Origin of the sequence: Sedimenticola hydrogenitrophicus (assembly GCF_025175675.1) — a bacterium.
Classification (GTDB): Bacteria; Pseudomonadota; Gammaproteobacteria; order Chromatiales; family Chromatiaceae; genus Sedimenticola; species Sedimenticola hydrogenitrophicus.
Window position 1 is genome coordinate 16,834 of sequence record NZ_JANIOA010000019.1, and the last position, 14,421, is coordinate 31,254.

General features: G+C 53.3%; 10 protein-coding genes and 1 pseudogene. All 11 read right to left on the reverse strand.

Annotated features, from left to right (window positions below):
* Nucleotides 1–8: 8 nt before the first annotated feature.
* Nucleotides 9–1,202: pseudogene (locus NPX02_RS11720) on the reverse strand (TIGR04063 family PEP-CTERM/XrtA system glycosyltransferase); the annotation flags it as partial.
* Nucleotides 1,202–3,109, reverse strand: a complete 1,908-nt coding sequence (locus tag NPX02_RS11725; RefSeq protein WP_260293772.1) for an XrtA/PEP-CTERM system amidotransferase — start codon at nucleotides 3,107–3,109, stop codon at nucleotides 1,202–1,204. The gene NPX02_RS11725 and the pseudogene NPX02_RS11720, both read right to left, overlap by 1 nt.
* A gap of 94 nt (nucleotides 3,110–3,203) precedes the next feature.
* Nucleotides 3,204–4,745, reverse strand: a complete 1,542-nt coding sequence (xrtA, locus tag NPX02_RS11730) for an exosortase A (RefSeq protein WP_260293773.1) — start codon at nucleotides 4,743–4,745, stop codon at nucleotides 3,204–3,206.
* Between the two features lie 4 nt (nucleotides 4,746–4,749).
* Nucleotides 4,750–5,967, reverse strand: coding sequence for a TIGR03087 family PEP-CTERM/XrtA system glycosyltransferase (locus tag NPX02_RS11735; protein ID WP_260293774.1), 1,218 nt, complete (start codon nucleotides 5,965–5,967; stop codon nucleotides 4,750–4,752).
* 8 nt (nucleotides 5,968–5,975) lie between these two features.
* On the reverse strand, nucleotides 5,976–7,028 hold the full coding sequence (locus NPX02_RS11740) for a FemAB family XrtA/PEP-CTERM system-associated protein (RefSeq protein WP_260293775.1): 1,053 nt from the start codon (nucleotides 7,026–7,028) through the stop codon (nucleotides 5,976–5,978).
* Nucleotides 7,028–7,888 (reverse strand): XrtA system polysaccharide deacetylase, encoded by an 861-nt coding sequence (locus tag NPX02_RS11745; RefSeq protein ID WP_335342556.1) that lies wholly within the window; start codon nucleotides 7,886–7,888, stop codon nucleotides 7,028–7,030. The genes NPX02_RS11740 and NPX02_RS11745 overlap by 1 nt, the downstream gene beginning before the upstream one ends.
* Nucleotides 7,889–7,895: 7 nt before the next feature.
* Nucleotides 7,896–9,032: a non-hydrolyzing UDP-N-acetylglucosamine 2-epimerase gene (gene wecB / locus NPX02_RS11750; RefSeq protein WP_260293776.1), complete on the reverse strand. Its 1,137-nt coding sequence runs from the start codon at nucleotides 9,030–9,032 to the stop codon at nucleotides 7,896–7,898.
* A gap of 165 nt (nucleotides 9,033–9,197) precedes the next feature.
* Nucleotides 9,198–10,586 (reverse strand): TIGR03016 family PEP-CTERM system-associated outer membrane protein, encoded by a 1,389-nt coding sequence (locus NPX02_RS11755; RefSeq protein WP_260293777.1) that lies wholly within the window; start codon nucleotides 10,584–10,586, stop codon nucleotides 9,198–9,200.
* Between the two features lie 66 nt (nucleotides 10,587–10,652).
* Nucleotides 10,653–11,630, reverse strand: coding sequence for an XrtA-associated tyrosine autokinase (locus tag NPX02_RS11760; protein ID WP_260293778.1), 978 nt, complete (start codon nucleotides 11,628–11,630; stop codon nucleotides 10,653–10,655).
* Entirely contained in the window at nucleotides 11,627–13,210 is a 1,584-nt protein-coding gene (locus NPX02_RS11765) for an XrtA system polysaccharide chain length determinant (RefSeq protein ID WP_260293779.1), read from the reverse strand. Before NPX02_RS11765 ends, NPX02_RS11760 begins: the two co-directional genes overlap by 4 nt.
* Nucleotides 13,211–13,418: 208 nt before the next feature.
* Complete coding sequence (locus tag NPX02_RS11770) at nucleotides 13,419–14,057, reverse strand: XrtA/PEP-CTERM system exopolysaccharide export protein (protein ID WP_260293780.1); 639 nt, start codon at nucleotides 14,055–14,057, stop codon at nucleotides 13,419–13,421.
* Nucleotides 14,058–14,421: the final 364 nt, after the last annotated feature.

Consider the following 14,421-nt stretch of genomic DNA (forward strand, 5'->3'; position numbering starts at 1 on the left):
AAGCTTACAAGCTGTGTATAAATTTTCCGGTAACGTGCGACGCTTGATGGCCAACTCCGCTCGTTTTCCACATACTCCCTGCCATGCTTTCTAAACAGCCTCCATGCATCCAGTTTTTGCAACAGATCGAGCGCGGTATGAACAAGTGAGTTCAAATCATCGGCTTTGAACAGTCGTCCATTATATCCATCTCTAATCAATTCCCTGTGGCCACCAACATCTGACGCAAGTACCAGCTTTCCCTGCGCCATCGCTTCCAGTGGTTTCAAGGGTGTTACGAGGTCGGTCAAACGCATGGTTTCTCTGGGGTAGACGAAGACATCCACCAGACTGTAGTAATCCGTCACTTCCGCATGGGGAACCCAACCGGTAAAACATACACATTGGTCCAGCTCCAAATCAGTAACCAGTGCTCTGAGTCTCTCTTCCTGTGGGCCACCCCCAACCAGCAGCAGTCGGGTGTTTGGCTGTTTTTCGAGAATTCCCGGCAATGCCTGTATCAATAGAGACAATCCTTCATAGGCATAAAAAGAGCCGATAAAGCCTAAAACGACTTTACCGGATAAACCCAGCTGAGACTCCAGGCCTGCATGTTTTTCTATGGAGTAGCTGAATTTTTCTACATCAACGGCATTCGGTATGACGGTAATCTTTTCCTCATCAATACCCCGCTGGACAATGTCTTTTTTTAATCCCTCGCATATGGTGATCACCGCATCGGCATGCTTGAATGTGTAGGTTTCCATCGACCGTGTAATGCGGTATCTCAGACCCCACTCCTTGCTGGTGCCATGATCAACCGCGGCGTCCTCCCAGAATGCGCGACACTCATAGACCACCGGCAGATTATGTTTTCTACCCGCCTGCAAGGCCGCAATGCCATTGAGGCTGGGTGAATGGGCATGCAGAATATCCGGCTTTTCCAGGGCGATGACCTGATCCAGTCTCCTGCTCAGGGAAGTGATCACATCCAACTGATTCAATAACGGCAGCCGCGAGAGCAGTGATCCGGTTGACCGGGTTCGGTAAAACTGCAGGCCATCGACCACCTCCGTGTCTGGCGCATCGGCGACATGCTTGCTGCTGGTGATATGGGCCGTCTCCCAGCCCAACTTTTGTTGCTGTTCCAGAATCGCGCGGGTGCGGAAGGTATAACCACTATGCAGCGGTATGGAATGGTCAAGTATGTGCAGGATTTTCATTAGGCAGCCACCCGCTGCGTCATCTCTCTCTTCAGGAACGAGTGAAACATCATCAACGTCCATATACTCGCACTGTAGTCCCGAGCGCCTGACTGGTGTTGATTTACCAATGCTTCCAGAAAGCTTTGATTGAACAGGCCGGATTCCAGCAGCTCGCTGCTTAATAGACTGGCGCGTACCTTGTCCCGTAACGGTCCCCTGAACCAGCTGGCCAGCGGAACGGCAAAGCCCATCTTCTGCCGATAGAGAATATCGTTCGGCAGCAGGGGCTGCAGGGCTTTCTTGAACAGATATTTTCCTTCCCGTCCCCTGAGTTTCAAGTCGGGTGACAAGCCGGATACCCAATCTACCAACTGATGATCCAGGATCGGCACACGCACTTCCAGGGCATGGGCCATGCTGGCCCGGTCCACTTTTGTGAGAATATCCCCTACCAGATAGGTCTTCAGGTCCAGATACTGGACCAGTGAAAGGGGATGATCCGTCGGTGCCTGGCGCGCATGGCGTCGAAACACCTCAATGGCCTGGTATCCCTGCAGGTCACGTTTCAGTTTGTCGCTGAACAGTTGGCTGCGCATCTGGTTGGAAAGAATCGATACACTGTGCATGTAACCCTGCAAGGTGTCGCGTGCCATTGATTCAAATGTTGATTTTGCCCTGAATACCCGGGGCGCCCAATCCGCCTTGGGGTATATCGATCCCAGAGTACCAAACAGGGGCTGCCGGATGGCCGCGGGTAGCATGGAGCGCATACGTTCCTCATAGGTATGCCAGCGATAACGCCGGTAACCCGCCAGGTTTTCATCCCCGCCATCACCAGACAGAACAACGGTAACCTCCTTCTTCGCCAACGCACAGACACGATAGGTCGGCAATGCCGAACTGTCGGCATAAGGCTCGTCATAAAGACCGGCCAGATGGTCGATGAGGTCAAAATCATCCGGGTCCACCTGTTCCACCCGGTGGGCAGTATGAAATCTTTCCGCCACCATGGCGGCATATTGGGACTCGTTGAATTTTGGATCACCAAAGGAGATGGAACAGGTATTCACCGGCTTGTCCGAGAGTCCTGCCATCAATCCAACCACGGCGCTGGAATCGACTCCGCCGGAAAGGAATGCCCCCAACGGCACCTCGGCAATCATCCGAATCTTTACCGCCTCTTCAAGACGCGAGATCAACTCTTCCCCGGCCTGCTGTTCGCTTTGAGGAGCATGAGGTTTGAAACCGACGTCCCAATATTGTCTGGGTTCGGGTATAGACCGGTTACGATGCAGGGTCAGTGAAAATCCCGGCGAAAGCTTATAAACGTGTTTGAAGATGGTTCTCGGTTCCGGGATATAACCAAAGGTGAAATACTCCTCAACTGCCGCGGGATCTATCTCCCGGGATAATTCCGGATGGACCTTTAACGATTTCAGTTCTGAACCAAAAATAAAATGACCATTGGGCAGCACAGTATAGAATAACGGTTTGATACCGAGGCGATCCCGGGCAAGAAACAGGGTCTCCCGGTTTCTGTCCCACACGGCAAAGGCAAACATGCCCCTGAATCGATTAACGCAGGACTCCCCCCACGCTTCCCAGGCATGCACTATCACCTCGGTATCCGAATGGGTACGGAACTGATGTCCCAAGGCCTTCAGTTCAGCGGAAAGCTCCGGAAAATTGTAAATCTCGCCGTTGTAGGTGACGACTACGGTGTGATCTTCGTTGAACAGCGGCTGCTGCCCGCTGGCCAGATCGATAATGGAGAGCCTGCGATGGCCAAACCCGAGTCCGGGTTCGGTATGCGTACCCTCTTCATCCGGCCCACGATGAAACTGGCTCTGATTCATCCGGGACAGCAGGCCGGCGGGAATCTCCCGTTGGCCCGTGGTATCAAATATTCCAACTATCCCGCACATAAATTCTGTTTCTTTCTTTGTTGTTAACTACTGTGTCCGGTAACACCGTTAAGCATCCAACAGGGAGACACGATTTTCACCAATGACGGTCCTGTTAGTTACTTACCAACTGATCCAGGGTCGTTTCCAACGCCGGAAGCATCTGGTCCAGAAATTTTTGCTCGGAATCCATCACCTCATTGCGCGCCAAATCCCTCGGAATGGCTATCACCACCCTGGCGCTATCCTGCCGTCCAAAGGTCAATCGGTAATAGGCGTCAAGCAACTTTCCTTCATAACGACTTGAAGTGTAGGTATCCCCTATCCGATACCATGTCAGTACCTGGTAAAGTTGATCTCCTCCCTTGACCGTGAACTGATCTATTTCCAGCGGCTCACCCTTGATCTGCAGAATGACTTTACCGGTATCGGTTATACGCCACTTTTTTTCATCCTTCCCCAACAGCAGATTCTGACTATTGATCAGCTCATTACCTTTTTTACGCTGTGCATAGTGACCAATGGATACGCCGATCTGTCGTTGCTCAAGGTAATACTGGCGGTGAACAACCTGACTGGCGCCATTGAATTGCGGTAACCACGCGTCTCCGGAAACGGACCCACCTTCCCAGCCCGCAATCCGGCCCGGTAACGCCAGCGGATGATTGTCAATCAGCGATTGTCGGTTATCCATGGCATACGCCATGATTGGCCAGACCGCGGCGCTCAGCAGGACGATGGTCGATGACGCGACCAGTCGGCGGTAGTCCATTCCGTTTGGCGGATCGGCCTGGTCGGTGTCCTGCGCCGGCGCCCGATGCGGGTCGCGCCAGATTGCCCCGACCGAAAAAAGAATCAGCATTACCAGGCCGAAAAACAGCCAGCCGTAAACCAGATGGTCAACACCGGTTGCAATCTTCATGTTACTGAGATGGCCAAGCATAACAATCATGTAGGCACGAAGACTATTGGCAACTATCGGCACAATCACTGCCGCCAGTATGAACAGCACCCGTTTCGACAGACGGGTATATGTCAAATGGGCATACAGTGCACCAAGAGTGACAGAGGCGATCAGGTAGCGCACACCACTGCAGGCCTCTACCACCGACCAGTCTCCTGAGGGGAGAGAAAAGAACAGTCCTTCCCGATAAACCGGAACCCCGGTCAGTTTAATCAGATAGACTGTGGCCGTTGCGGTAATCTCCATCAGGGGCGGCACGAGATCCTCGCCCATCGGAACCGCAAAAAACAGGAAGGCCAGCGGGAAGGCCAGCAACCAGGCTATCCGATTGCCCAGCAGTGTCCATATGCCGCAGATCAGCATCGAAACCAGGGCCAACTGCTGTATCACCAGGGCATCGGCAAGATATCCAGCTAACCAGAGAAATCCCCCACTCAGCAACAATATCGACACCCGGTATTCGGGCTGAGGGACCAGTTGCTGCAAGGCAGTTCGTTTCCCCCAGATCAACCACAGGGAAATGGGTGCGATAATAAAACCGTGGGCAAAGGTTTCCGATCGATACCAGATCGAGACCATAGACCAGGCTGTGTCATAAAACAGGCCGATGATAGCCGCGATCAGGAGGATAGTCAGCGCCAATGCGGCAGACCAGGAGGATACTTCCGAATACACTTCCCTTTGCGAACTCATTGATTCATCCTCCAATCCCTTTTTCCGCCTCCAGCCACTGGTACACAATAGGCAGGTTCGCTTCCCAACTGAAATCTCTTTTCACTCGGATACGGGCATCCTTACCAAGGCCATCATACGCACCCGAAACCAACCTGGGAATATAGGAGACAAACTCTTTTGTCGTGTTGGCCAGCAGTAGCTCTTTGCCCGGTTCGGCAGTAATTCCCTCAAAACCCTGATCACTCACGATGACCGGTTTCTCCATCGCCATGGCTTCAAGAACTTTATTCTGTATCCCCCGTGCAATCCGCATTGGCACCACCGCGGCCCTGGCAAATTGCAGATAGGGCCGCATATCTTCCACCCTGCCGACGACCTCAATCCGGTCATGTTTAGCCAGTTGTTTCACCGAGTCGGAGGGATTGCTGCCAACGATATAAAAACGCACCTTGGGGGCAAGCCGTGTGATTTCCGGCAGAACCTCCTTTGCAAACCAGCTGACCGCATCGATGTTTGGCCAGTAGTCCATTGCACCGGTGAACACCAGGACTTCATCACCATCCCGGTAGGGATTAACAAAATCCCGGGAAGGGGAAAAATAGTCGGTATCAACTCCATTATTATAGTAGGCGATCTTTTCATGATCGGTCGGAATCAGGCTGCGAAACATGGTCGCCTCGGCGGACGAGACAAACAAGCTGGCATCGAAAATCGCAGCAAGGGACCGCTCATAGGCAAGCAGTTTGTTCGCCTCACGCCGGTACACCCAGTTCATCGGCCACTGTTTCCTCAGGGCATACTGGCGCCATTTATCTGAATCGATATCGACGAAGTCGATCACCCGTCGCTCCAGTCTGGCGAGTTGCCCGGTGACATATTGAGCCATGGCCGAAGAGTAGACCATGGCGCGGGCGATCTGTTGCTCCGCCACGATACTGTCTACCCACTGGCTCATTTGCACATCGGCATAATAGGGCAACGTCAGGGGTTGCCCCCTCAGCAGGCCGGAGATACTTTTTATCCGCGCCTTTCCGGGATTCAGATCCACAAAACAGCAGCCGTCACACAGGCTTTCCAGCTGCGCTGTATACGCCCAATCCTGCTGGTCATCGATGAACGCGCCCAGGTATACCCGGTAGTGTTCACGAAGATAACGCAACAGATGATAGGAGCGGATCTTGTCTCCCTTGTTGGGGGGATAAGGGATCCGATGGCAGAGATAAAGCAGCGCCGGCTTCATTGGCACAATCAGCCCAGTTTCCTGGCTAAAAACGGGCCTATCCTGTTGGCCACAGGGAGCGGTAGTTTTTGCCACGCCTTGATAAGCAACTGATATTTGGGATTGTTTGGATTGATTTCCGGAACAGCCGTGGATTTCACCAGATAGTATTCATAATGCAGCGGTTCCGGACTAAAACCCCAGTTTTTCTTGAAGCTGTAGGAACCTGCATCCAGTTTGCTGCGGCCATAATCAAAGACCCTGATTCCACGCTCTCCGCAACGCCGCATCAACTCCCAATACATGAAATCATTGCCCTTCAGATTACGGGCCAGGGGAATGCTGCCCCCATAGTAAGGCAATACTTCATCCCTGAAATAGAAACTCATGACGCCGGCAATATCCTTGCCCTCATGGGTCACCATCAGTACTTCACAATCGTTACCGAAAACCTCCCTGAGCAGTTGGAAGTAATTCAGCGGCATGACCGGCGTACCGAGATTCCGGACGCTCTCGGAATAGATGTGGAAAAATCTGTCGCAACCTTCGACACTTTCGCTGGAGAGTCCGGCGTTGATGCCTTTCCTAACCATCGCTCGCTGTTTTCTGGGTATGGCCTTGAGATTCTCTTCCGGATCTTGCGAGATCTCTTTCCTGAACGTGACATACAGCTCCTTGACCGGCCAACCCTGATTGGACGGTGCCCGGTTTTTCAGTTCCAGAGCATCCACACCCAGGGTGTCTGCCAGCCGACAGGCAGCCCTCCTCAGCGCCACCGCGGATTCATCATCTGCGGCGATCACGCCGCCATAGACACAGAAGGGGAGCGAAATCAGTGAATTACCAAAAAGGACACTTTTCACATGCCCCAGCGGCAGGACTCCGGTGATTTGCCCGGACCGTTCGGTGTAGAAAAAGTATACCTTGAATCCGAAAGCCTGCTCGATCACTTCCTTCCAGCCGGAAAGATGAAAAAAAGTACCGTCCGCCGCATCCTTTACAAACCGATCCCAGCGCGCATAGTCCACCCTGTCGAGTTCGTGGAGTGTGATCGCTTCTCTCGAAGTTTTTGTCGATTCCATTACGATAAAAATACCCGGTCCATCCTGCCCCAGTGAAAATCGGAGAACAGGCGGTTCAGCCGTTTTTCCGTGTGATGAAGATTCAGATAATGCCTGAATCTCGTTTTAAAGCCGATACCGTGTTGTCTAGGTTGCCCGGGATCGATCTCCCAGGGATGGAAATAGAATATCCCCGGTTGCTGTTCCTTATTGTTCACCTTACGCAACATGGCCCTGGAAAAAGCGTAGGGAAAAAAGCGGAAATAGCCACCACCGCCCGCCGGCAGACGCCGGTTGAGTACATAGGATGTGGTGATCGGGATCTCGAGAAATTCCGAATCGGCTATCGGGCGATAAGCAAACCTGGGCGCCGACGGCATACCATAGTGATCATGGCTTATGGGATAGATGCTCGAGCTGTAGCGATAACCGGCACGTTGCAGCTCCTCATGTGCCCAGAGATTGTCGGCGCCTATCGAGTAACTGGGGGCGCGATAGCCCAGCACCGCGATGCCTCCAATATCTTCCAGCAGTTTTTTCGTATCGATTATCTCTTCCATGAACTCTGTTCTGTTCTGATTACTCGCGCGTCTATGCCAGTAACTGTGGCAGGCCAGTTCATGTCCGGCGTCAACCAGGGCACGAATCAACCCGGGATAGCGTTCGGCAACCCAACCGAGAGTAAAAAATGTAGCCTCTATCCGATGATGTGCCAGTAATTCAAGAATAATTCCCATATTCCGTTCAAGCCGGCACTCCTGCTCATCCCATCGGAACCTGTCGAAATGGTGTTCAAATGCGGAGACATGAAAATAGTCCTCCACATCTATAGTCATGGCGTTGGTGATGGCACTCCCGGATGTTACCGAATCACCGGACACGATCAATTCACCTCTGTTGGGCCCAATTGATGATCACCTCGGCAATCCGCTCGGCCGCGCGCCCATCCCAGTATTCCGGTACCCTTCCCTGCTTGCCGCCGCTGCCAAGCACCTCACCGACACATGTCCGGATTTTTTCGGGATCGGTACCCACAACCGTGTTGGTCCCTTCATCCACTGTAATGGGTCGCTCCGTATTCTCCCGCAGGGTGATACAGGGAACCCCCAGCGCGGTCGTCTCTTCCTGTATACCTCCGGAGTCGGTCAGGATCAGCTTTGCATGCCGCATCAAACCCAGCATTTCCAGGTAACCCTGCGGTGGCAGACGTAGTATGCGTGGTGAGTTGAGGAGGTTCTCCAGGGCGTACTCTTTGATGCGTTGGGCGGTTCTCGGATGTACCGGAAAAGCTAGCGGCAGCCGGTCACTGATTGATCTCAACTCGGTAAGCAGGCACTTCAGGTTTGCCGGGTTATCGACATTGGATGGCCGGTGCAGGGTCACCAGCCCATAACCGGCGCTAAAGTTTTCAGGCTCTATTTCACCGCCCGCGGACGAGAACAAGGCCATCGGCTCAATTGCTCGGTCAAGATTGTAACGCAGGGTGTCGATCATGACGTTCCCCACAAAGTGTATCCGCTCGGCCGCGATGCCCTCGCGCAGCAGGTTGGCTTCGGCGCCTCTTTCCGTTGTGAACAGCAAGTCCGATATCTGATCCGTGAGTACCCGGTTCACCTCTTCCGGCATACCCCGATCATAACTGCGCAGACCGGCCTCCACATGGATTACGGGAATACCCTTCTTGACCGCTACCAGGGCGCAGGAGATTGTCGAGTTGACATCCCCCAGCACCAGCACCGCCGTTGGCTTCAAGTCGTCCAGCACCGGTTCGAACCGTCGCATGATCTCCGCGGTCTGAAGGGCATGGCTGCCGGAGCCCACACCCAGGTCGATATCCGGTTCAGGAATATGCAGCTGGTCAAAAAAGGATTTTTTCATGGCCGCATCGTAGTGCTGCCCGGTATGCAACAGGGTTGCGGCCAGGGTGGTTTCATGACGTTTGAACACCCGCATGATGGGGGCGATCTTCATGAAGTTTGGCCGTGCACCCACGACACAGAGTATATTGGTGATAATTGCAGACATGGTCAGTGGCGTCCCACTAACCCGCTCCCCATACTGGGGAGAAGAGACTCGGTTTTTGTGGCATTCACGTCTCGACACCTTTGTGTTTTTTCAATGCACCACCGGCGGCAGTGGGTAGTCATGGCTTGGATCCTGCCAATGCGACAGGAGCATCCAGTCGGATTTCTACAAGGTGTGTATCAGGGTCAGGGCCAGTTTATTCTCTTCGTAGCTCTGCCCTGCCTGGTTTGAACTGCGATCGGTATAGCTGTAATTTAAGCGGAGATTGGTCTTCTGGCCCAGCCGCTGATTCAGCCCGGCCTGCAATCGCCAGGTGTCCGACTCCCGGTTGCCGGTGCCGCTCTCCTCCTGCTGATTCCAGTTCAGGCCGACATCCGCGGACACCTTCCCGGACAGGGTTCGACTGAGGGACGCGCCAAGCCCCGTTAAGGATACTTTGCGTGTGGAATCCTGAAAGGTCTGGTCCGACGTATCGGCGTTCAGGGTCAATCGGGTACGGCGCCCCCTGAGGGTATAGGAGAGCGCTAGCCGTTCATCAACAAAGGTACTGGTGCCGATGGTCGCCAAATTGCCGGAAATTAGGAACGGGTCGCCCGTAACCGAGTTAATAATGGGCTGACCAAATGGATCTGTCGCGGGAAACACCACCTGGTTACTCAACAGGGAGGTGGAATCGGTCAGTTCGTGGGTATAACTTGCCGTCAAGATCGAACGCCTTGAGGTGTGACTCAGACTCAGCCGCCGGGTGCTGCCGAAAAACCGTTCGCCGATGCCGAAATCAAGCACGGTCCTGGCACTGGGCGTCCACGTGGCGCCGATATCCCAGAGAGATCCGTCACGGCTCGACTGGGTGGAGGTGAATTCATTGGACTCATCGCCCACCAATCCGTTGAGGCGCCATTGGCGGTTGATCCGATAGCCGAGTCGCAGAGCCAGTGAACTCAACCGGCTCACCTCGCCCTGGTCAGTGTCGGTGGTGCGGCGGCTGGCGTCGAACCCCCAGGTTACCCGGGTAAAGTCGCTGCCACTGTCGATGGATAGATTGAACATCTCGCTACTGGTGTCGGTAACGTTATCTTCCGAGTGGCTCAATTCATTGTAGGTATAACGCAGTTCCATCTCCGCCAGCCCCTTGTAGCGATGCTTCAGATAGGGGCTGAACTTGTAGCTGTAGGTGGTTGTCTTGTTGCCACGATTACTCAGGTTGTCCGTGCCCGTAACGGCCAGGGGATCGATGGCATTCTGGGTCGCCGTGGCATTGAAATCGAGGAAAGCCACCCGTTCGTAAAGTTCCGCATTGGCGTCCGCCTGCAGGCGTGGATTGACGGAATCGTTATTGCCGCTCTGGCTGTTGATTTCAAGGGCGCCGACCAGATCGAGATTGGCGCGTGCACCCTCGCCGTGCAGCGCGATACTCGGCGTCAGTATCCCGTTGATTTCGCTCTCCTTACCAGTACTGACCAGATTGATATTATCGCTATAGACGGCACTGGCATTAATACTTGCCGACCGGGTCCATTCAGCCGCGGATACCGTCATCGACAGCAGCAGCAAGCCGGATCCGACTATACAAGTTGAAAAATACGATCTCCCCATACTGACCATTAAATTAAGCCCCTGTTAATTATTTTTTCGATCACGATTGTAGCCGTACCCATATCCGTATCCGTAGCCATAACCAAAACCATAGCCATCCGCTCCATTTCCCTTATTGGTCGATTTATTGAGCAGGAGCCCGATGATTTTTTCCGACCCAAGATAACTGAGCGCCTCAACAACCTTCCCCTGTGGGGTCTGGGTTTCAGCTACCACAAAGACTATCTGCCCCATAAGACTGGCCAACACCCCTGCTTCAGTTGTGAAAAGGATGGGAGGGGAATCAAATATAATTACCCGATCCGGATACCGTTGTGCCAATTCCTTCATCAACTGCTGCATGTCCGCACTGGCGAGCAATTCGGTGGATCGCTCATGAGCATGTCCCGCCGGCAAAATACGCAGATTGGGAATGCTGGTATGAAGGAGTACATCGCTGATCCTGGTCCCCTTGTCCATCAATAGATCGATAAGACCCGGGCAGTCATCGGATATACCCAGCAGTGCTGCCGCCGAAGCCTTGGCAACATCGGCATCGACAAACAACACCGTTTTGTCCTGCTCCATGGCGATACTGATAGCCAGATTGAGCGCGGTAAAGGTCTTGCCTTCACCCGGCTGTGCGCTGGTCACCATAATCAAGTTGGGATTGTCGACCGTGGTGGCACCTTTGCCGGCAATATTCATCAGCAACGGTCTCTTGATGATCCGGTTCTCTTCAGCCACTCTACTGCGCGGATCATCCGGCGTCACCATGCCGAGTGACTTGAGATAGGCGATGGGCAGATCCACGATTTTGCCATTCCTTTGTACCGCACCAGCGTCCTGCAGCTGATCAAATGCAGGGGGAACCGATTTTTCCCGTACCTCCACATGAGATTGTTCAGCTGCATGCGAAGCGACCGTGTGGTCCAGCACCTTGTTGGGGTCATTTGACAGTACATCGTCTTTACCGGCCTGTTCGGCATTAAGCTTTTCTATGGCTTTTTCGATAATACTCATAAGATCTTGGCCCCCAGACTTTGTACTTTCCCTATCAGATCAAAGCCCAGGTCATGCATCAGGTTGACCCCGATAAAAAGCGTTCCCAGCAACAGAATCAGGGAAACAAACATGGCCCCCGCAAGCCGATCCCGCCGTATTTGTGCCTTGGAAGGAACAAACGCAACTGAGCCCAGTACCGGTAATCCGGTTATTCGATTCAGGGCGCCACGGCTGTAAAAAACCGGACGCACCAGCGAAGTAAGCAGCGCAAAGCCTATTCCCGCTGTCAGGCTACCCAGAAAAACCGCCGCATTCAGCAACAATTTGTTGGGTTGGGACGGCTTGAGTGGAACAAACGGGGGATCAATGACGCGGAATTTCACCTCGGATGCATCCTGCTCGGCTTTTCCCGATAGATGTGCGGACTCACGCCGTTTCAATAAGGCATTATGTTGTTGAGAAACGGCTTCGTAGTCACGATTGAGTTGCTGCAGTTCCGCTTCAATCAGTGGAATTTGATCCACCTTTTCCTCCAGCGCCTTGGCCCGCCTTTCATACTCCGCGGCCCGCACTTTGAGCTCTGCCACCCGTGCCTCCGCTTCCGAAAGCATACTGCGCATCTGCTGATAGACCGGACTGGTCTGCAGGCCGGCCTGTGGCGCCAACGGTTCGGACTGGCGTGACTCGAAATCCTTCTTTTTCTCTTCTTCCAGATTGGCAATAATGGTTTTGAGTTCCGCCACATCGGGATGACGTTCGGTGTACCTCAATAACAGTTCATCCAGACGCGACTGGAGATTCTGAATGCGTTGATCCAGGTGAGAGGGCGTCCCAAATTCATCTTGTCCGCTGGGGAGAAACACGGGTTCCTCACCAGACAGTTGACGTTGCAGTTCAGCACGCCGGTTTTCAGCTTCGCGCAGTTCCAGTTGTGCGGAACCCAGCAATCCCTTGGCCATCTCCAGACGCTGATAATAGCCACCCTGTTCCCCCGGCATGGTGCCCACGTAGCGCCGCTTGAAGTCGGCCAGCCTGGCTTCAGACTCCGCCAGCCTGACCTCATATTCGGCAATCTGCTTGTCCAGGAATTCCTGGGCGCCCGCGCTGTCCTTGCGCTTGTCGCCCAAGGCGCTCTCAATGAAAATCGAGATCAGCGATTGCACCACCCGTTGGGCAACCAGTCGATCGGAATGCGTGTAAGAGATCGAATAGAGGGAGGCATTGGTACGCTGACCCTCCAATTCAATATTATCACGCAGCTCCGTTATCAGGGTCTCTTTATCCTGATCGTTTCTGACCCTGAGGTCGAGATCGACCATACGCATCAGTTTTTCCATGTTTGGCCTGCTGAGCAGCGTCTTGCTCATCAAGGCAACCCGCTGTCCCACATTCGGCTGGATTGCCAGGCCACGCAACAGCGGCCCGAGAATGGAATTACTGTCTACGTGCAATCGGGCGGTGGCTTCATATTTATCCGGAAGCTGTGCTACGCCGATCCATCCGGCAATGGCGATGCCCCATGCCGCCGCCAGCGCTACCCAGCGAAATCGCCAGACACCATGAAGATATTCTGTAAGCTGCTCAAGGAGTTCTCGCATATATCCCTACGCCCGTGATTGTTGAGATTTAAACCTCAAGGTCCCTGTTGGTTTTTAGTTAAATATCTTTTTGCGATCTTGGCCAGTTCAAGAATTAGGACTGCCGGCTGGATGAACGACTTGTCAGATCGGGTTTTGGTCGACCAGCGACCGTGACCCGATCTGACTCATGCACATACCAATCCGCCAGAAGGTCCGTATAGCCGGTCTAGAACCAGGCCTCGGGGATGATCATGATATCGCCGGGCATCAGCGCAAGATTTGCGGAGATATCACCGTCTTTTACCAGATCTTCCAGCCGGACATTATAGACCTGCTGCTCACCGCCAACGCTTCTGATCAGCACCGACTTGTTTCCATCGGCAAAGTCCGTCAAACCGCCGACGGCAATCATCAGATCAAGCAGGGTCATGTGTTTTCTGAACGGTACCGAAAGCGGTTCCGCCGCCTCCCCCACAACCCGAACCTGTTGGGTGGGGACACCGACAAACTCATCGACAATGACCGTGACAACGGCATTCTTCACATATTCGGAATAGGCCTTCTCAACATCCCTGGCCAATTGGGTGGGCGTCTTGCCACTGGCCGGGATATCCTCCACCAGACGGGTCGTGATCTTGCCATCCGGACGCACGGGAACCGTCACCGTCAGCTCCTCATTTCCCCAGACGAAGATATTCAATTCGTCTCCAGGCCCGATGACGTAGTCGAAGTCCTGTTCCGCATTCAGCTGATCGCTGGTGACCTGGGGATATTTCGATGCGCAACCGGCAAGCAGAAGAGCCAGGAGAATCAAAAGACCTGGGGTTAACAATCGACGATATGGTAGTGATTTATTGATAGGCACGAGCATGTTCTCCCTTATGCTATTGTTGTATAACCGTTCATCCAGCACCTTGCCAAGACAAGGAATGGCCTGACAGTCCCGTCACAGACTCACGCTACTCCCCGGTTCTGATTACATTCCTAACAGACCACCAAATTGATGGAAGATTGACCGGCTCCAGCCGGTACAGATTCAATCAAAACCTGAAGATGACAATCCAACCCTCTGGGTTTATTAACAAAACTGTGGTTTATATTACCCTAGTGCTATCCGTTGGGCCAATTATAAATGGACTGATCCTAACATGTGAACTGCAAAATCCAATACCATTCTCATCACCGGCCCAGGGTTAAGCGCTGCAAATCAAGTTTAGATCCTATTTACG